Here is a 20,172-nt window from a genome sequence, read left to right on the forward strand (position 1 = left end):
ACGCTGATCTCGGCCATCGTGAGCGCCAACAGCACGCGCAAGGACTTCATCGCCGACGACATCCTGCGCCGCGGCCCGAAGGTGGTCGGGGTCTACCGGCTGGTCATGAAGGCCGGCAGCGACAACTTCCGCGCCAGCAGCGTGCAGGGCGTGATGAAGCGGCTCAAGGCCAAGGGCATCAAGGTCATCGTCTACGAGCCGGTGCTGGAGGCTGACGACTTCTTCGGCTCGGAAGTCGTGCGCGACCTGGCCCGCTTCAAGCAGCAGTGCGACGTCATCATCGCGAACCGCCAGACCGCCGACCTCGACGACGTCAGAGAAAAAATCTACACTCGCGACCTATTTGGCGACAACTAAAAACTCATAAACAATATTAATTTCAATATGAGTATAGCAAAAAATACAATAATAAACATTGCAAGCGCCACTGCACCACTCTTAATCGCACTACTAACTATACCAAAATATTTAGAACTGATCGGAGCAGAAAATTATGGAATTATAGCAATAATACTTACAATTCAAAGCTACTTTAGCTTTATGGACTTAGGACTTGGCAAATCAGTAACAAAAGAAATATCAAAAAGCAACCCAAACAATAATGAATGGCACTGCAAAATATACTGGACAGCGACTATAGCAATAGGAGCTATAAGTGGAATCACATCCGCAATCATCATTTCACTTTTAAGCTTATCACATAATATAAATTTATTCGGAATAAATCAAAAACTATCAAATGAAACAATAGGAGCAATATTAATTGCAATAGCTTGCGCCCCGATACTACTCATCTCATCGGTAAACATAGGTGCTCTACAAGCCAAACAAATGTTTGGCAAAATTTCAATTATACAAACGATAGGATCTATCGCCTCGCAAACGGCACCTCTAGTTATCGCCTACAATGGCCATATAGATTTACGCATATTAATTGCATCAACATTGGCTGCACGTATAATATCATTGCTATGGTTAATAAAAACGTGCAGAGATGTATTTACAAAGCATCGTAAAATTGATTTTAATACTAAAATATTCAAAAGGCTAATAAATTATGGAGGATGGATATCAGCAATAAATTTCTTATCTCCTTTACTAACAATAATTGATAGATCAATAATTGGATTAATTAAAGGACCAATAGCGGTAAGCGCATATACAATACCATATGACTTAGTTTCAAGATCGATGATAATTTCATCATCATTTTCTAGCGCGCTATTTCCAAGATTAGCAACAGAGGGAAATATCAAAGGCAGTGAAATTGCAAAAAAATCCTCCGCAATTTTAAATTTTGCGTCAACATCAGTAGTAATACTATCCATTATTGGATTTGACACCTTTTTAAAGTTCTGGGTTAACAGCGAAAACCATGCAAACAGTCAAGGTATAGGAGAAATATTACTAATTGGAGTTTGGATTAACTCACTAGTAATTCCATACCACACCAACTTCATATCCAATAATAACCCAAAAAAAATAGTTATAATTTTTGCCATAGAAATACCAATATATTTAATACTTCTATATGCCGGAATAAAAACACTCGGACCGATCGGTGCCGCTTATGCGTGGACGGCAAGAGTTTTAATTGACGCAGCCATTCTATTAAAATTAAACAATGCAATCAGCAACAATTTAAAGTCAACAACTTCATCAGCAATATTTATTTTATTTGCATTTATCATTTCCAAAAAAATAGATGAAATCATATTGTTAGGCATTTTCGCAATAGCACTCCTATTCACCTACATATTAATAGAACTACGAATAAACGAAATTGCTAGAATTACTATTAATAACTTCATCAAAAAGCAAAGATAAGATGGCAAAAGTAGCATTGATAGCATTAAACAACATAAACCTTTATCCTGCATTTTTTTACATAGCAGAAAAATTATCCCGAGATGGTCATGAAGTGACTTTGCTATCCAGAACAAATCCATTAGAGTTGTCAAACTCATTAGAAATACAAATTAACTTTAAATGGATTGAAATTAAAAATACAGGCAGCATCACACGCTTCATTCCATTATTAAAAGGAAATTCACATGGGATATTGGGTGAATTATTTAAGATAAAACCAGATTGGGTGATAGGTCAACACCAATACTCAATAATAGGAGTCATATACAAAATAATAATGAATACAAAACGCAAAGTAAAAGCAGGGATTTACTTTTCAGATTATATAGAAAACAACATCAATGAAATAATTATAAAAAAGTTTAGCCGCTACTTAGACCTATGTATAGATGTTTGCGATTTAAGAGTTCAATGGAGAATCACTGAATGGCCAAAACTACAATGTAAAACCATTGTTGTTAGGCAAGCAACCCCAGTTAAAAAAAATATAAAACTAGATAAACATTGTGGCCCAGCAAAAATAATATTTACTGGGTCTAACTACGGAGCAGGGATGAACTGGGAATTACTTGGAGACTTCATAAACACACTATGTGAAAAAGGAATTTTATTTGACTGGTACCTTCCAGGAACTGATAACATAAGAGAAAAAGCAAAAAAACTATCAAACCATCCCAACTATACAGTTTATCCCCCTGTAAGAAAAAGCGAACTCCTAAATCTTCAGCGAAACTATGATTTCGGTTTATTTTGGGCACCATATTCTGAAGAAACGACAAAATTAAACAGATCGATTTATGCATCTGCTGCGTCCAACAAAATATGCGAATATCAGTCAAGTGGATTAGGTATAATTCACACCGGAAATCCGGGGCTGAGTTATTTGCCAGAAAATATCTCATTCAAGATTAACCCATGGGATATAAATAAAACAATTAAAAATTTATTCGATATCATAGAAAGTAGAAATAAAATAGAGGAAATTAGACTCAATTCCCTTGCCTACCATATAAAAACAATGAACAGCGAAAATCAAATCGAACCACTATCAAAATACATAAAAAATTATCATGTAGATTTATAAAAATCTAGTAAATAAAATACTAAGACTTCCGAAAATAAAGCCACTTCCGTAGAATCGAGGCATGACCACCAACAAGAAGACCAACGCCCGCAAGCTTGACCATGCCACGCTCGAAGCCATGCGGTTTCGTGCGATTGAAGCGACCAAGGCCGGCATGAAGGCGACTGACCTGGCGCTGGCCTATGGCGTGTGCATCGCCGCACAGTGTTTCGCTGGCTGGCCGACTACTACAAGGGCGGTGAGCCAGCGCTCAAGGCCAATCCGTCCTCCGAAGCTCGCCGAGCTTCAGATGCAGTCGTTGGCCTAGGCGGTGACCGACCAGACACCACTGCAGCACGGCTTCGAGGTCAGACTGTGGACGCTGTCGATCCTGCGCCAGTTTGGTCACACCATGTCCCTGTCCTCGGTCCGTCGCGTAATGTCGCAGTTGGGCATCACAGTGCTGAAGCCGCTCTACCGTGCCTGGCAACAAGACCCCGAACGGGTGCAGAAGTGGGAGACCGAGGAGTTTCCCGCCATCAAGCAGCAAGCGCGCGAACAGGGTGCGACGGTGTTCTTTGCCGATGAAGCGGGTATCCGTTCGGACTATCACACGGGCACGACCTGGGCACCGGCGGGACAGACGCCCGTGGTGACAGCCACGGGTCGCCGTTTCTCGCTCAACATGCTCTCGGCTGTCAGTCCCAAGGGCGAGTTCCGATTCATGCTGCACGAGGGCACAGTCACTGCCCCGTTCTTCAAGACTTTCCTGCAGCGGGTGATGGTGGGCGCGACGGCTCCGGCCGGTGTTCGTGGTGGTCGATGACCACCCCGTGCAGAGGTCCAAGCTGGTGCGCGAGTACATCGAGAGCCAGGCCGGCAAGCTGCAACTGTTCTTGCTGCCGCCGTACTCGCCCCAGCTCAACCCGGACGAGCAGGTCTGGGCGCATGTCAAGCGGCGTGTCAGCAGCCAGTTCGTCGAGACCAAGGACGACATGAAGCGGCTGGTCTTGGGCGCATTGCGCTGCATCCAGAAGCTACCCGAACTGGTCAAGTCGTTCTTCCGTCATAACGGATGTCTGTACGCCCTGATGTGACAATTCTTTCCGAAACCTTAGTACATAACTTATGCCAAAAAACTCTAAAAAAAATAAAATATTTCTACTGACATCAGCCGAACCCAATCGCAACGGAATAGGAAGTATTTTTATAAATGACATAATAAATAAAATAAGCGATGTTGATATAATATGGAACTTTGAAGCGCCGTTTTTATTAAATTTCTCAATTGCCGGCCACGGAATTATTAGCAGGTCGATCAATTCAACGCTTATTAGGCTTCGCTCATGGCAGAATCTGCGATTCTCGACTTTTCTAAATTTCGAACTAAAGAACCGTGTTAATAAAATAGAGAAAGAAATTATTGCATCTGGATCTAAGCTTATTTGGACTACAACTTCCAGCCCAGAACTTATATGTATAACTGCACTACTTGCAGAACGCGGACATGACATACGCGTAACCGTATGGGATGCACCAGAATATCTTCTACATAATCTGGGATTTTCAAAGCGAAACTGCGAAATACTTGAGAGTTACTTCAAAAGACTCATGTCAAAAGCAAATGCTGCTACTGTAGTGAGTGAAAACATGCGTCAAATTTATTCTGATAAATTTCCAAGGCTTAAATTATATCTTATGCAGCATGGAATCGCCCCAATCAATACCACTCGCAAATCAAATTCAGAAAACTCGATTAAAATTATTTTTGCAGGCTCATTATACGCAAAAGATGAATGGAACGCTTTTATTGAGGCAATAGAAAATTCTAACTGGAAAATATCCGGGCATGATATTAATATTATTTTTGCTGGACGATTTCCACTCAAAGGGGCAGCACGTCCTTCACGCCTAAAGCTCTATAGCCCCATGCCACAAAATGAGGCAATAATGCTCATGTCTCAGATGGACATCGGCTATCTCCCTTACTGGTTGCATCCAGATAAAGAATTTGTTGCTCGCACATCCTTCCCCGGAAAAATGACTGCATACTCAGCGGCTGGATTAAGCATATTTCACCATGGCCCACGCAGCAGTAGTGTGACCGGTTTTTTAGAGAAATATCCCTATGGTATAGCCTGCGACAGCCTAGATCCTAAAATCATACTAAAACAATTGGAACAGCTTATTAAAAATACAGCTAGCGAAGAACACATACAAGTTAGATCACAAGCAATACAAGAGGCACTGTCGGATGATGCCATGATCAATGCATTCAGACAGCTTACTGCTTTATCACCTACCGCACAAATGGAGAACTGCATCAAATGACTAAAGAATCAAAACCACGCATCGTCATTGTGCAGCCTGTTGTGCCAAATTACCGAAAAGCTTTCTTTTCCGCATTGGCAGAAAACCTAGGGCCACGTTTTTCTGTTTATTCATCTAAACTTCAAATGGGTGTGCTAACAGAAAATTTGCACAATGAGTCATGGTCACATCCCATTGGGCCAACGAAGCGGCTCTTTAGCGGTGCTGAATGGCAGTCGGGGGCGCTTTCTTTACCATTTTCACATGACGATGTAGTGGTAGTATCTGGTGCTCCGCGCTGTCTTTCAAATATCGCCCTACTCTTGTTGGCACGCATTCGTGGTGCCAGAACTGTGTGGTGGGGGCAATATTGGAGTGCAACTTCTCGTTTTCATCGTTTCATTCTACGCATGGCACTGATGCGGATTGCAAACGCTGTTTTATTCTACACTGACGCAGAGGTTTTAAAATACAAATCTGGATTTGGAAATTCAGATCGGCGGCCTATTGCCGCACTAAATAACGGAATAGATGTCAAGCCAATTCAGAAACTTCGTGCTAATTATACCCCAAACAAGCGGGGATATAACATTTTATTCATAGGCAGACTGACAGAAAAATCAGAAATATCCCTACTATTGCAAGCAATGCTTAACCCGCAACTAAAAAAAGCAACGCTGCATATTATTGGCGAAGGAAGCAACACAGCCATATTAAATAAATGGACTCAAGATAATGATCTAAATTCTCGAGTTGTCTGGCATGGCGCTACTGTTGATGAAGCATATATTGCCTCGGTGGCTAATAAAGCTTCCATTTTTTGCTATCCTGGTGGAGTCGGCCTCAGTTTAATACATGCTATGGCATATGGTCTTCCATCAGTAGTTCATGATGACCTACTTTCTCACATGCCTGAAATCGCAGCTTTTAAAGAAAACATTACTGGTCTTTCTTTTAAAAAAGGCGACTCAGACGGATTAGCTAAAACACTTTCCTCCTTACTTGAAAATTCTGAAATGCGAATTCAAATGTCTCATGCTTCTATAGAACTCGCTGATACGGAGTACAACACTGACTCCATGGCAAAACGCTTCATTGAATTTATTGATCACTAAGAATTTCCTCCAAAAATGTTTCCGAGCAGTCTGTGAGTATACTAATGTTTCCGGAAGTAAAGTCACTTCCGTAGAATCGAGGCATGACCACCGACAAGAAGACTGACGCCCGCAAGCTTGACCACGCCACGCTCGAAGCCATGCGGTTTCGTGCGATTGAAGCGACCAAGGCCGGCATGAAAGCGACCGACCTGGCGCTGGCCTATGGGGTGCATCGCCGCACGGTCTTTCGCTGGCTGGCCGACTTCTACAAGGGCGGTGAGCCAGCGCTCAAGGCCAAGCCGATTCCGGGTCGTCCTCCGAAGCTCGCCGAGCCACAGATGCAGTCGCTGGCCCAGGCAGTGACCGACCAGACGCCGCTGGAGCACGGCTTCGAAGTTGGACTGTGGACGCTGTCGATCTTGCGCGAGCTCATCCGGCGCCAGTTTGGTCACACCATGTCTCTGTCCTCGGTCAGTCGCGTCATGTCGCTGCTGGGCATCACGGTGCAAAAGCCCCTCTACCGTGCCTGGCAGCAGGACCCCGAACGGGTGCAGAAGTGGGAGACCGAGGAATTTCCCGCTATCAAGCAGCAAGCCCGTGAACAGGGTGCGACGGTGTTCTTTGCCGACGAGGCGGGCATCCGTTCGGACTATCACACGGGTACGACCTGGGCACCGGCGGGACAGACGCCCGTGGTGACAGCCACCGGCCGACGCTTCTCGCTCAACATGCTCTCGGCCGTCAGCCCCAAGGGCGAGTTCCGCTTCATGCTGCACGAGGGCACCGTTACGGCCCCAGTGTTCAAAACTTTCCTGCAGCGACTGATGGTGGGTGCGACGAATCCGGTATTCGTGGTGGTCGATGGTCACCCCGTGCACAAGTCCAAGCTGGTGCGGGAGTTCGTCGAGAGCCAGGCCGGCCAGCTGCAACTGTTCTTGCTGCCGCCGTACTCGCCCCAGCTCAACCCGGACGAGCAGGTCTGGGCGCATGTCAAGAAGCGCGTCAGCAGCCAGTTCGTCGAAAGCAGAGACGACATGAAGCGGCTGGCTCTCGGCGCATTGCGCCGCATCCAGAAGCTGCCCGAACTGGTCAAGTCGTTCTTCCGTCATAACGAATGCCTGTACGCCCTAATGTGACAATTCTTTCCGAAACCTTAGTAACTGATACAGAAAACAAAGACACGAATCGGCAATCGTTTCAATATGCACGACGTACGGCCAAAAAACCTGAAATCTCATGCGATTTCCAAACATTATTTGGAATGATGCATTTTTTAATTATTAAATTATTTAAAAAAATATTTTATTAAAATTTGACCCTCAATAAATTTTAAAAATCAAAAACTTCGAAATGCATAAAAAACTACTTTCATATCTATGGCTTCCAACTTCAATTATTATTTTTTTAATTTCATTTGATTTAAATTACGATCTATCAGGTTTAACGTTTTTGACGTTAGTATTCCAAAGTGCAATAGGCTTAAGCCTCTCATTTGGCCGCAATACAAGTCTAAATACAATTTATTTCATTTTCTCTCTTGTTTTTCTAGGTCTACTACCTTGGCTACATTACTCAATGGGACAGATAATATGGCGATCATCTTTTATACCGGAATCCACATATATACTTGTTAATGGAATTATATTTACAGCGAATTTGTTAGTAATTTTTATTTATTCATTAAACTTTAAAGCAATTAAAAAAATAACCCCCACTCCCAATTATATAATAAAACCCAAATTAACAGCACTTATGCTGATAATGCTATCTATATTAAGTTTCATAATTCTTTTTTACATGAATAACTTTTCATTCACGCAACTATTTTTCAGAGGCCTAGCCAACGAACAAAAAACAATTAATATTGAATCCTCATCAATAGCACTAGTCATCGGAATGATAACCAGAATGAATGCAGCTTTCTGCTTCTTTTATGCAGCAACACAGATTAAAAACTGTGTAACCGAAAAGAGTTTTCTTTTTATATTAATGTTAATATCTGTTTTCCCTACTGGAGTTCCGCGCTACATGGTTGCATTTGCATATATTCCATTAATAATAATGCTTGTGCCGCCAATGAGAAAATCATCATTTTTTTCTGCTGCACTAATTTTCTCACTAATTTTCATGTTTCCATTCTTGGATCAATTTAGATATTTTTCAAATTTCAGTAATATAAATTTATTGCCTTCTGCTGAATTCTTTTATGCTGCGCACTTTGATGCTTACGAAAACTTTGCCAGCGCTGTCGAAGCTAATTTCGTAACAAATGGATATCAACTTCTCGGATCTCTGTTTTTCTTCATTCCTAGATTATTTTGGAGTAGCAAACCAGTTGGTAGCGGTTACGAAATGGCAGAACAGCTAGGATATGTATTCAACAATGTATCAATGCCACTCCTAGGTGAAGGTTATGTAAATTTCGGATTAGCTGGCGTTTTAATTTTCGCATCAATTACTGCTTATTACATGGCTCGCATAGATAAATACTTTCTAAATATAAAATTTATCAAATCAACCTCATACCATCAAATCTTATATTATTTCTTAATTGGATCGTTATTTTTCATGCTACGCGGAGATCTTTTATCATCCACAGCCTATATTATAGGAAGCTTATTTTCTTGGGTAATTGTTAAAAATTTCGCTCGATATGTTAATATACTCAAATTTTCCTTCAAATAAAATATTAATTAAATAAAAACAAATACCATGCAATCAATTAAAGAGCTCAATAAAAACAAGGGTCGGATTAGTGTTTTTTGTGTCACAGATTATTACATTCCGGGCTATCTCGGCGGCGGACCTATCACAACACTATACAACATGCGCTATCAATTACTAAATCACGTCGATTTATCAATTTATACTCGCGATCGTGATCTTGGCGGCATCACTCCATATGACGGAATAAAATCTAACGAATGGACAAAATTACCCGATGGGCCTGTGTTTTATACGAGTCCAAATTACTTTGGATGGCCAGGATTAATACGAGCAAAAAAAGATAAGCACTTTGATGTCATTTATCTTAACAGTTTCTTCAGTTATCGCGCTTCCATTTCAATCGCCATTAGAGGCTGGCTTTATAAAAATAAACTTCCTCCCATCTTGCTTGCTCCTCGCGGCGAATTCTCTAGAGGAGCTCTTTCAATTAAATCCTTCAAAAAGAAAATATATCTAGCATTTTCTCGTTTCTTGGGTATCTACCGCAATATTCACTGGCATGCTTCAACACAAAGTGAAGCAGCGGACATAATTCGCGTCATACCTGACGCTAAAATCCACACTGCTGCTGACCTCGTTACATTGCAGGACGACAACCAATCGGTTCAATTCAATAATAAAAAAACCGATACATTGCAAATTATTTTTATTTCCCGCATATCCCCCAAAAAAAATCTTGATGGATTGCTCAAAATTTTAACAAAAGTCAACTCTAAAGTTGATCTTGATGTCTATGGACCACAAGAAGACTCTAACTACTGGAAGAAATGCTTAGATCTATCTAAAAATTTGCCCCGCAATGTTAAATTCAAATACTGTGGCGAACTTACTCCAAACGAAATCAACTCAACTTTCAAAAAATATGATTTATTCGCTTTCCCCACCCATGGCGAAAACTTTGGACATGTTATTTTCGAATCGCTTTGCGCAGGAACTCCAGTTATAACTACAAATGAAACACCATGGAAAGAAGATCCATCAAGTGGTATTCGCATACTCCCCCCGAATGACCTCAGTGCATGGAAAAATTGCATTGAAGAATACTCACATCTCACTCCAGAGGAGTTCCTTGACCGCCGTCAATCAGCATTACGATATGCAAAAAAATATCTAGAATCAAGCCTGGCTACCCAAGACAATCTGAAAATGTTTTTCGATGTCGCAGAAGCGCCTTTCAAAATTTTACCAACCAAAACTTTCGGGTGATAGATCATTATGTTTCAAAACAAAACCTTGCTTATTACTGGTGGTACCGGCTCTTTCGGTAATGCAGTGTTACGTCGCTTCCTTGACTCTGACCTGCGTGAAATCCGAATCTTCAGTCGCGACGAGAAGAAGCAGGACGATATGCGAAAAAAGTACAATAGCCCAAAGCTAAAGTTCTATATTGGAGATGTTCGCGACTACCAGTCTGTGCTAAATGTTGTGCGTGAGACAGACTTCATCTTTCATGCTGCTGCTCTCAAACAGGTGCCTTCCTGCGAGTTTCATCCGTTGGAAGCGGTCAAAACCAACGTCTTGGGCACAGAGAACGTGTTGGAAGCAGCGATCAGCTGTGGCGTAAGCCGCGTTGTGGTGCTTAGCACCGACAAAGCCGTCTACCCCATCAATGCCATGGGCATCAGCAAGGCCATGATGGAAAAAGTGGCGGTAGCTAAGTCGCGTAGCAGCAATGGCACTGTCATCAACGTCACCAGATACGGCAATGTAATGTGTTCGCGCGGCTCCGTAATTCCACTGTTCACTAACCAGATTCGCGCCGGTGAACCAATCACAATCACTGATCCAAATATGACCCGCTTCATGATGACGCTAGACGACGCGGTGGATTTGGTATTATTTGCTTTCGAACACGGCAAACCAGGCGAGATCTTTGTGCAAAAGGCACCCGCAGCAACGATTGAAGTGCTAGCCAAGTCCTTAACAGACATGCTCGGTATTCCTGAACACCCTATCAACATCATTGGCACTCGCCATGGCGAAAAGCTGTTCGAGGTACTGCTCAGCCGCGAAGAAATGGTTGCGGCGCAAGACCTAGGTGGTTACTACCGCGTGCCGCCAGATTTGAGAGACTTGAACTACGGAAAATTCACGGAACAGGGTGAAGTAAAAATTTCTGAAGCGGTGGAATACAACTCCCACAATACCATCCGACTTGACGTAAATGGCATGCAGAAGTTGCTGATGAAGCTGCGCTTCATGCAAGCAACTGTACGAGGTGAGCATGTAGAAGCTGAGGAATGACAGACTAAATAAGTGATCTATCAAAAATTCTTCCTCTTCCATTAATTCAATGCTGAAAATCCTGATCACTGGCGCCAACGGTTTCGTCGGCAAGAACCTGCAACTGCACCTGGCAGAACGCAAGGATGTCGAGGTCGTCTGCTTCACGCGGGAGCATTCCACGGCGCAACTGCCGGCCTTGCTGCAGGGCGTAGCCTTTGTCTTTCACATGGCGGGCATCAACCGGCCGCAGGACCCGGCGGAATTCGTCACCGGCAATGCCGACCTGACGCAAGTACTGTGCGATGCAGTGGCTGAAATCGCCCAGACCTCGGGCAAGAAGGTACCGGTGGTCTATACCTCGTCTACCCAGGCGGCGCGCGACAACCCCTACGGCCAAAGCAAGCGGGCCGCCGAGGACGCGCTGTTCGCGCTGCAGCGCGAGCATGGCGTTCCGGTGCATGTGTTCCGCCTGCCCAATGTGTTCGGCAAGTGGTGCAAGCCCAACTACAACTCGGCTGTTGCCACTTTCTGTCACAACGTCGCGCGCGAGCTGCCGATCCAGATCAACGATCCGGCCGCGGTGGTGACCCTGGTCTACGTGGACGATGTGATCGAACGCTTCGTGCAGTTGATGGATGGCGCTGATGCCGCCGTGGATTCGGAAGGCTTTGCCACCGTGACCCCGCAGTACACCAGCACCGTGGGCGAACTGGCGGGCCTGATCCAGACTTTCAAGGACAGCCGCCAGACCCTGATGACCGAACGCGTCGGCACGGGTCTGGTGCGCGCGCTCTACGCGACCTATGTGAGCTATCTGCCGGTGGAGGAATTCACCTACACCGTGCCGATGTATGACGACCCGCGCGGTGTCTTTGCAGAAATGCTCAAGACCCCCGACTGCGGCCAGTTCAGCTATTTCACGGCGCACCCGGGCATCACGCGCGGCGGCCATTACCACCACACCAAGACCGAGAAGTTCCTGGTGATCAAGGGCCAGGCGCGCTTCAAGTTCCGTCACATGCAGACCGGAGAATCGCACGAATTGGTGACCAGCGGCGCCAAGGCCGAGATCGTCGAGACCGTGCCAGGCTGGACCCACGACATCACCAACATCGGCAGCGAGGAGATGATCGTCATGCTGTGGGCCAACGAGGTCTTCGACCGCCAGCGTCCCGACACCTTCGCCTGCCCGCTGTGATCTGCTCTGCTCCACTACAGAACATGAAAAAACTCAAAGTCATGACCGTGGTCGGTACCCGACCCGAAATCATCCGCCTGTCGCGCGTGCTGGCCAAGCTGGACGAGCATTGCGAACATGTGATCGTCCACACCGGACAGAACTACGACTATGAGCTGAACCAGATCTTCTTCGACGACCTGGGCATTCGCAAGCCGGACCATTTCCTGAACGCGGCTGGCGGCAGCGCGGCCGAGACGATCGGCAAGATCATTGCCGCTGTCGATGGCGTGCTGGTGAGCGAAAAGCCTGACGCCCTGCTGGTGCTGGGCGATACCAACAGCTGCCTGTCGGTGATCCCGGCCAAGCGGCGCAAGGTGCCGATCTTCCACATGGAAGCCGGCAACCGCTGCTTCGACCTGCGCGTGCCGGAAGAAACCAACCGCCGCATCGTAGACCACACCGCCGACATCAACCTGACCTACAGCTCGATCGCGCGCGAGTACCTGCTGCGCGAGGGCCTGCCGCCGGACCAGGTGATCAAGACCGGCAGCCCGATGTTCGAGGTGCTGACCCACTATCGCGCGGGCATCGTGGCGTCGAACGTGCTCGAGCGCCTGGGCCTGGAAGCCGGCAAGTTCTTTGTCGTCAGTGCACACCGCGAGGAGAACATCGACTCCGACACCAACTTCGGCAAGCTGGTGCAGACGCTCAACACCGTGGCCGAAACCTATGACCTGCCGGTGATCGTGTCGACCCACCCGCGCACCCTCAAGCGCGTGGAAGCCACCGGTGCGAAGTTCCATGAGCAAGTTCAGCTGCTCAAGCCGCTGGGCTTCACCGACTACAACCAGCTGCAACTGTCGGCCAAGGCCGTGCTGTCGGACAGCGGCACTATTAACGAGGAATCATCGATCCTGAACTTCCCGGCGCTGAACCTGCGCGAGGCGCACGAGCGTCCCGAGGGCATGGAGGAAGCTGCCGTGATGATGGTTGGCCTGGAGGTCGAGCGCGTCATGCAGGGTCTGGCCATCCTGGAAAGCCAGCCGCGCGGACAGGAGCGCCTGCTGCGTCAGGTCTATGACTACAGCATGCCCAATGTGTCGGACAAGGTACTGCGCATCATCCATAGCTACACTGACTACGTGAACCGCGTGGTATGGAAGAAATAGTGAGCTCTGAAACATGCGAATAGCTCTGATCGCAGACACCTTCCCTCCCCTTCGGACTTCAGGTGCAGTGCAATTACGGGACTTGTCTCGTGAATTTGCACGTCAGGGTCATGCACTGACAGTACTGTTGCCCGCACCAGACCAGAATAATCCCTGGCAGCTAGAAGAAATCGACGGGGTGCAGGTACTACGGCTTAAAGCGCCGCGTACGAAGGACATAGGCTACGTTCGCCGTACGCTGGGTGAATTAGTCATGCCATTCTCCATGCTGCGACAGTTGAAAAAGAGCCCATTAGCCAATGAAAAATGGGATGGAGTGATATGGTACGCTCCATCGATTTTTCACGGCCCACTGGCCAATGAAATAAAAAAATCCAGCAAATGCAAAGGCTACCTGATCATCCGTGACATATTTCCAGAATGGGCGGTTGACATGGGTCTGATGGGGCGTGGGCTACCATACCGTTTTTTTGATGCTATTGCTCGTTACCAATACTCCGTAGCAGATGTGATTGGCGTACAAACCCCTGGCAATTTGGGCTACTTCGATCAGTGGCTGAAACAGTCGGGTCGTCAGTTGGAAGTCCTGAAAAATTGGCTCGACATGCCAGCCCAAGTACGGTGCTCAATACGCGTGAGTGAAACTTTTTTGGAGGGACGAAAGATTTTTGTGTATGCGGGCAACATGGGAATCGCCCAAGGCATGGACATACTTTTGGATTTAGCTGAAAAACTGAGCAATCGATCTGATGTAGGCTTCTTGTTCGTAGGGCGTGGTAGTGACGCTGCACGCCTGAAAACCTCAGCCCAGGATAGAAAGCTAAGGAATGTCCTGTTTTTTGACGAAATTCACCCTGATGAAATACCTGATCTTTACTCTCAGTGCAACATAGGAATTGTTGCGCTGGATTCGAAGCACCAATCTCATAATATTCCTGGCAAGTTCTTGACTTACATGCAAAACGGCTTACCCGTCCTTGCCAACGTGAATAAAGGCAATGATTTGGCAAAATTAATAAGGAACGAACGCGTTGGCCAAGCATGCGAAAGCAATAACATAATCGATCTTTTGCAACTAGCAGAAAAAATATTATTTCAGATAAATACTGAAGTCGAACTCCCTAACCGCTGTCGAAATCTATTTTTTCGTGAGTTTTCCGTCAATAAAACGGTGAAACAAATCGTCACCGCACTATCCACTTAAAATACACCAAGCATCTTATGAAAATCTTTTGCGCCAAATATCTTGACGAATTATCAACGCAGGCAAAAATCAATCCACGTCAACGGCAGCACCGTAATATTCATTACAACTACCAAGAGAGCTGTCAGCGCTTATTCAACGCCATAGAGCCTGACAGTTACATCCGCCCTCACCGCCATTCGATTGATCCGAAAGATGAGTTATTAATCACCATTCGCGGAGAAATCGGACTATTAATTTTTAATAACAATGGCGACATTATTCAGGCTTTAAGATTCGGATCCGAAAAATATGGTTCAGGCATGGCAGCAGGGTTTGAAATTCCAGCCAACACATGGCATACGGTTATCGCCTTGAGATCAAACTGCATTTTACTTGAAATCAAATCTGGACCATTTGATCCTAACAATCCCAAAGAACTTGCGCCGTGGGCACCTGAAGAAGGAAGTACTTTTGCAGTAAATTACTTAAATCAACTAGCTCAAAAATTCTTACTGTAATAATACAAAAAATACGACCAACACACTTCAGTCATTAATTGAAATTATATTCAAAAATTTACCTTGACAATCCGGCTTTACATTCATTAGCCGATCCATCCCCACAGCTAACAGCATTAGCTCCAAAATCCAGACGAGACTATTAATTTTAGCTTCGGTTGCGCCTCCAAATAAATATCAAACTTCCCACCGGGCTCTGCTTGCGCCAACAGATTCATGAATTAGAATTTCTTTTGGAGCTATAATAAAGCAATCCGATCAAGCAGTATCTACTTACTTATATCAAACATTAACAGGTCGTCTTTGTCGCCTGAATTATCGACAAAATCAAGCTAATGCAAGTCACAGAGCATGATGGCATCATCTAATCAAATCACGAACTAAGTCATGAACACCGCGAATAAAGCAACTGCCGCAAAAAATATTACTATTATACATCACAAAATGTGGCAAATAACACAGCGCGGAAAATCTTGATAGCAACTTCAGTTTTTAAAACTCCACAAAATCCCTATCTATTAGAGAAAACTGACTCGCAATGTTCGGTTTAAACTATCCTCTTTAAGGCAAGCATCAACCAATCTTTTGATGTCATAGACATACTTCCTTCGACTGATGCATGGAAATTACTCCGATGGTTTGAAAAAAGCTGCTCTAACACAATTACTAAATTTTCAGAAAGTAGAGTCACCATAGCTTCCGCCAACTCCCTCTGGAGGGCTGCCTCTTGGCTGTAGAAAAGTGGCAAATATTTCCGAAATATTAGTAATATCCTCATCGAATACTTTTAAACCAGCCAATTAAAGACAAAATGACTTCACCTATTCGCAAGGCTGTTTTTCCGATTGCCGGTCTTGGCACCCGATTCCTGCCCGCCACCAAGGCCAGCGCCAAGGAAATGCTGCCCGTGGTCGACAAGCCGCTGATCCAGTACGCCGTCGAGGAGGCCTATGCCGCCGGCATCCGCCAGATGATCTTCGTCACCGGCCGCACCAAGCGCAGCATCGAGGACCATTTCGACACCGCCTACGAACTCGAGAGCGAACTCGAGGCCGCAGGCAAGACCGCCCTGCTCCAGGTCGCACGCTCGATCGCGCCCGACGACATGACCTGCGTCTACGTGCGCCAACCACGCGCGCTGGGCCTGGGCCACGCCGTGCTGTGCGCCAAGGAGCTGGTCGGCCACGAGGCCTTCGCCGTGCTGCTGGCCGACGACCTGATGGTGGGCAAGCCGCCGGTGATGGCGCAGATGGTGCAGCAGTTCGCCGAATGGCGTGCCAGCCTGCTGGCGGTGCAGGACGTGCCGCGCGAGCACACCAAGCGCTACGGCATCGTCTCGGGCCAGCAGGTGGCCGAGAACATGCTCGACCTGTCGGGCATCGTCGAGAAGCCCGCGCCCGAAGACGCGCCGACCACGCTGGCCGTCGCTGGGCGCTACATCCTGACGCCCGGCATCTTTGCCGAACTGGAAAACCTGCCTCGCGGCGTTGGCGGCGAAATCCAGCTGACCGACGGCATCGCGCAGCTGCTGCGGCGCGAGAAGGTGTTCGCCTACCGCTACCAGGGCACACGCTACGATTGCGGCAGCAAGCTCGGCTTCCTGCAGGCCACGGTCGACCTGGGGCGCGAGCACGACGAGGTGGGGGCGGATTTTGTCGCCTGGCTGCAGGAACACGCACTCGCTTGACATTACGAGAACTTGATATGACCCGCAAATATTTCGGTACCGACGGCATCCGTGGCACTGTCGGCCACAGCCCTATCACCCCTGACTTCATCCTCAAGCTGGCGCATGCGGTGGGCCGCGTGCTCAGGCAGAAGGAAGCACGACCGACCGTGCTGATCGGCAAGGACACCCGGATCTCGGGCTATATGCTAGAGTCCGCGCTCGAGTCGGGTTTCAACTCGGCCGGCGTCGATGTCGTGCTGCTGGGCCCGGTGCCCACCCCGGCCGTGGCCTACCTGACCACGGCCCAGCGCGCCAGCCTGGGCGTGGTGATTTCGGCCAGCCACAACCCGTTTGGCGACAACGGCATCAAGTTCTTCAGCGACCATGGCGCCAAGCTGCCCGATGACTGGGAGCTGGCGGTCGAGGCCGCGCTCGAGGAGCCGCCGGTCTGGGCCGATTCGGCCAGCCTGGGCAAGACCCGGCGCCTGGAGGACGCGGCCGGGCGCTACATCGAGTTCTGCAAGAGCACCTTCGACCGCGAGCTCAGCCTCAAGGGCCTGAAGATCGTGATCGACGCGGCGCATGGCGCGGCCTACCAGATCGCGCCCAAGGTGTTCCACGAGCTGGGCGCCGAGGTGGTGGCGATCGGCTGCAGCCCGGACGGACTCAACATCAACGATGGCGTGGGCGCCACCCATCCCGAGGCGTTGGTGGCAGCGGTCAAGCAGCATGGCGCCGACATCGGCATTGCGCTCGACGGCGACGCCGACCGGCTGCAGATGGTCGATGCCCAAGGCCGCCTGTACAACGGCGACGAGCTGCTGTATCTGCTGGCCGCCGAGCGGCTGGCGCGCGACGAGGTGGTGCCGGGCGTGGTCGGCACGCTGATGACCAATATGGCGGTCGAGCTGGCGCTGAAAGCCAAGGGCGTGGCCTTCGTGCGCGCCAAGGTGGGCGACCGCTATGTGCTGGAGGAACTGCACCGCCACCACTGGCTGCTGGGCGGCGAGGGTTCGGGCCACCTGCTGGTGCTGGACCAGCAAAGCACCGGCGACGCGCTGGTGTCGGCCCTGCAGGTGCTGCAGGCGGTGGCACGCTCGGGCCAGAGCCTGGCCGAGCTGCTGAGTGGTGTCGAACTGTTCCCGCAAGTGTTGATCAACGTGCGGCTGCAGCCGGGTCAGGACTGGAAGAACAATGCGGCCCTACAGGCCGCCATTGCAGCGACCGAGGCCGAGCTGGGCCAGACCGGCCGCGTGCTGATCCGTGCCAGCGGCACCGAGCCACTGCTGCGCGTGATGGTCGAGGCCCGCGATGCGGACCAGGCACGGACGCTGGCTGAGCGCATGGCGGACGCTGCGCGCGCTTGATACGCGGCACGTGATCGACTCAAGCAAAAGCCCCTTTCGGGGCTTTTGTCGTTTTAGCGCCCGAAACCGTCCAGCAACGCCCGCATCTGCTCCGGCTTGAGCCGGTTGCCGTGCTGGGCCACCACGGCGGCGGCGCAGCGGTTGCCCAGCAGCGCGGCTTGCTCGTGCGTACAACCATGGGTGGCGGCGTACAGGAAGGCGCCGGCGAACATGTCGCCCGCGCCGTTGCTATCGACCGGATCGATGCTTGGTGCTGCCACTTCAATGCTGGCGCCGTTTTCCAGCACCAGGCAGCCCTGGGCGCCGCGCGTGATGCAGACGGTCCTGGCCATCTGAGCAATAGCGGTGGCAACTTCGGCGATGTCCTGCAGGCCGGTCCAGGCGCGGGCCTCTTCCTCATTGCAGAACAGGTAGTCCAGCCCGCCTTCGGCCATGGCTTCGAGGCCGGCACGGCAGAACTGGATCATGCTGACGTCGCTGAGCGTGAGCGCGAGCGCCTGGCCAGCTTCGCGCGCGATGCGTCGGCCCTCGAGCGCAGCCTGCAGCCCGCTGGGCGAGGCGGCCAGATAGCCTTCCATGTAGAAGACCTGCGCGCGGGCGATGTCCTTCGGGTGCAGCGCGCTGGCTTCGAGTTCGGCGGTGGCGCCCAGGAAGGTACAGAGGCTGCGCTCGGCGTCGGGCGTGACCAGCACCAGGCAGCTGCCGGTCTGGCCGTGCGGCGCGCGGGTGTGGCTGAGGTTGGTGGCGACGCCGTTGTGCGCGAGGTCCTGCGCGTAGAAGGCGCCGAGTTCGTCGTCGGCAACGCGGCAGGAGTAGAAGGCATGGCCGCCAAGCTGGGCCAGCGCGACCACGGTGTTGCCGGCCGAGCCGCCACCGGTGCGGCGCGCCTGCTGGCCTTGCAGCTGGGCCAGCAGTTCGGTGCGGCGCGCGGCATCGATCAGGGTCATGTGGCCCTTGTCCACGCCCATGGCTTGCAGCTGGGCATCGGAGACTTCGTATTCGGTATCGACCAGGGCGTTGCCGATCGCGTAGAGGTGGTAGTGGTGACTAGACATGCGCGGGAGTCTACGCGAGATCAGTGCCCCGACTGCGGCGAGCGCTCGAGCTGGCTCAGGTCGAAGCCCTGCTGCTTGAGCCGGCCCAGCAGCGCGGCGTAGGTCTGCGCGTCGACCTGGGGCTGGCGCGCGAGCACCCAGAGGTATTTGCGCTGCGGTTCGCTGACCGCGACCAGCTGGTATTCGGGATCGAGGTCGATCACCCAGTAGTCGCCCCAGACCACCGGCAGCCAGGACAGCCAGGCCGGCGCGAAGCGCACCTCGAGCCGGGCCGAGTCGGGACCGCCGACGCGGCGCGCTTCGCCAATGGCTTCGGTCAGCTGGCCGTCGGCCTTGCGGCAGCGGTTGATGACCTCGACCCGGTCGCCGGCCAGCGGCCGGTATTCGGCCCTTGTGTCGGAGGCGCATTTCTGCTGGAACCAGTTGGGGGTGCGCGCGATTTCGTGCCAGGTGCCGAGATAGCGCACCAGGTCCAGCTTTTCGATGGTCTTGAGGGGCGCGGCGGGCTCGGTGCCGGCGCCGAAGGCAGAGCCGGCCACCAGCAGGGCCAGCGCAGCGCTTGCGAGGCGGTGTTTGATCATCCCATCATGCTAGCGCGAGCGCGCCAAAGACAAAAGCCCCATGCTAGGCATGGGGCTTTTGAAGGGATGGTGGGTCGTGCGGGACTCGAACCTGCGACCAATTGATTAAAAGTCAACTGCTCTACCAACTGAGCTAACGACCCCACCTGAAACTG

Annotated in this window: 17 protein-coding genes, 1 tRNA gene and 1 pseudogene; 16 read left to right on the top strand and 3 right to left on the bottom strand. The window is 49.5% G+C overall.

Annotation, left to right across the window (positions count from 1 at the left end):
• The 16 genes and pseudogenes from C6P64_RS05995 to glmM form a co-directional block, all read left to right on the top strand.
• A partial coding sequence (locus tag C6P64_RS05995) for a UDP binding domain-containing protein (RefSeq protein WP_281257944.1) occupies nucleotides 1–357 on the top strand: 357 nt, incomplete at its 5' end.
• A 27-nt stretch (nucleotides 358–384) separates the two neighbouring features.
• On the top strand, nucleotides 385–1,827 hold the full coding sequence (locus C6P64_RS06000; RefSeq protein ID WP_105747741.1) for an oligosaccharide flippase family protein: 1,443 nt from the start codon (nucleotides 385–387) through the stop codon (nucleotides 1,825–1,827).
• 1 nt (nucleotide 1,828) lies between these two features.
• Nucleotides 1,829–2,953: a glycosyltransferase family protein gene (locus C6P64_RS17875; protein ID WP_146115865.1), complete on the top strand. Its 1,125-nt coding sequence runs from the start codon at nucleotides 1,829–1,831 to the stop codon at nucleotides 2,951–2,953.
• A gap of 61 nt (nucleotides 2,954–3,014) precedes the next feature.
• Nucleotides 3,015–4,029: pseudogene (locus tag C6P64_RS06005) on the top strand (IS630 family transposase).
• Nucleotides 4,030–4,060: 31 nt separating this feature from the next.
• On the top strand, nucleotides 4,061–5,263 hold the full coding sequence (locus tag C6P64_RS17880) for a glycosyltransferase family protein (protein ID WP_146115866.1): 1,203 nt from the start codon (nucleotides 4,061–4,063) through the stop codon (nucleotides 5,261–5,263).
• On the top strand, nucleotides 5,260–6,357 hold the full coding sequence (locus tag C6P64_RS06010; protein ID WP_105747692.1) for a glycosyltransferase family 4 protein: 1,098 nt from the start codon (nucleotides 5,260–5,262) through the stop codon (nucleotides 6,355–6,357). Before C6P64_RS17880 ends, C6P64_RS06010 begins: the two co-directional genes overlap by 4 nt.
• 83 nt (nucleotides 6,358–6,440) lie before the next feature.
• On the top strand, nucleotides 6,441–7,475 hold the full coding sequence (locus C6P64_RS06015) for an IS630 family transposase (protein ID WP_105747693.1): 1,035 nt from the start codon (nucleotides 6,441–6,443) through the stop codon (nucleotides 7,473–7,475).
• A gap of 772 nt (nucleotides 7,476–8,247) precedes the next feature.
• Nucleotides 8,248–9,024, top strand: a complete 777-nt coding sequence (locus tag C6P64_RS17885; RefSeq protein WP_146115867.1) for an O-antigen polysaccharide polymerase Wzy — start codon at nucleotides 8,248–8,250, stop codon at nucleotides 9,022–9,024.
• Between the two features lie 27 nt (nucleotides 9,025–9,051).
• Nucleotides 9,052–10,272 (top strand): glycosyltransferase family 4 protein, encoded by a 1,221-nt coding sequence (locus tag C6P64_RS06020; RefSeq protein ID WP_105747694.1) that lies wholly within the window; start codon nucleotides 9,052–9,054, stop codon nucleotides 10,270–10,272.
• Nucleotides 10,273–10,281: 9 nt separating this feature from the next.
• Nucleotides 10,282–11,310 carry a polysaccharide biosynthesis protein gene (locus C6P64_RS06025; RefSeq protein WP_105747695.1) on the top strand — a complete coding sequence of 343 codons (1,029 nt, stop codon included), beginning with the start codon at nucleotides 10,282–10,284 and terminating at the stop codon, nucleotides 11,308–11,310.
• Nucleotides 11,311–11,359: 49 nt separating this feature from the next.
• On the top strand, nucleotides 11,360–12,490 hold the full coding sequence (gene wbjC, locus C6P64_RS06030) for a UDP-2-acetamido-2,6-beta-L-arabino-hexul-4-ose reductase (RefSeq protein ID WP_105747696.1): 1,131 nt from the start codon (nucleotides 11,360–11,362) through the stop codon (nucleotides 12,488–12,490).
• 23 nt (nucleotides 12,491–12,513) lie between these two features.
• Complete coding sequence (wecB, locus tag C6P64_RS06035) at nucleotides 12,514–13,641, top strand: non-hydrolyzing UDP-N-acetylglucosamine 2-epimerase (RefSeq protein WP_105747697.1); 1,128 nt, start codon at nucleotides 12,514–12,516, stop codon at nucleotides 13,639–13,641.
• Between the two features lie 13 nt (nucleotides 13,642–13,654).
• Nucleotides 13,655–14,845 carry a glycosyltransferase family 4 protein gene (locus C6P64_RS06040; RefSeq protein ID WP_105747698.1) on the top strand — a complete coding sequence of 397 codons (1,191 nt, stop codon included), beginning with the start codon at nucleotides 13,655–13,657 and terminating at the stop codon, nucleotides 14,843–14,845.
• A 17-nt stretch (nucleotides 14,846–14,862) separates the two neighbouring features.
• Nucleotides 14,863–15,345: a WbuC family cupin fold metalloprotein gene (locus C6P64_RS06045; RefSeq protein ID WP_105747699.1), complete on the top strand. Its 483-nt coding sequence runs from the start codon at nucleotides 14,863–14,865 to the stop codon at nucleotides 15,343–15,345.
• An 811-nt stretch (nucleotides 15,346–16,156) separates the two neighbouring features.
• Entirely contained in the window at nucleotides 16,157–17,032 is an 876-nt protein-coding gene (gene galU / locus C6P64_RS06050; protein WP_105747700.1) for a UTP--glucose-1-phosphate uridylyltransferase GalU, read from the top strand.
• A 17-nt stretch (nucleotides 17,033–17,049) separates the two neighbouring features.
• The gene (gene glmM / locus C6P64_RS06055; RefSeq protein WP_105747701.1) at nucleotides 17,050–18,381 is read left to right on the top strand and encodes a phosphoglucosamine mutase; all 1,332 of its coding nucleotides are present in this window, start codon (nucleotides 17,050–17,052) and stop codon (nucleotides 18,379–18,381) included.
• 53 nt (nucleotides 18,382–18,434) lie between these two features.
• Here the strand turns inward: glmM and C6P64_RS06060 are convergent, their stop codons facing one another.
• The 3 genes from C6P64_RS06060 to C6P64_RS06070 form a co-directional block, all read right to left on the bottom strand.
• Nucleotides 18,435–19,436 (bottom strand): adenosine kinase, encoded by a 1,002-nt coding sequence (locus tag C6P64_RS06060; RefSeq protein WP_105747702.1) that lies wholly within the window; start codon nucleotides 19,434–19,436, stop codon nucleotides 18,435–18,437.
• Nucleotides 19,437–19,456: 20 nt separating this feature from the next.
• Nucleotides 19,457–20,017: a lipocalin family protein gene (locus C6P64_RS06065; RefSeq protein WP_105747703.1), complete on the bottom strand. Its 561-nt coding sequence runs from the start codon at nucleotides 20,015–20,017 to the stop codon at nucleotides 19,457–19,459.
• Between the two features lie 67 nt (nucleotides 20,018–20,084).
• A tRNA-Lys gene (locus tag C6P64_RS06070) sits at nucleotides 20,085–20,160 on the bottom strand.
• Nucleotides 20,161–20,172: the final 12 nt, after the last annotated feature.

It is taken from the genome of Malikia granosa (assembly GCF_002980595.1).
GTDB lineage: Bacteria > Pseudomonadota > Gammaproteobacteria > Burkholderiales > Burkholderiaceae_C > Malikia > Malikia granosa.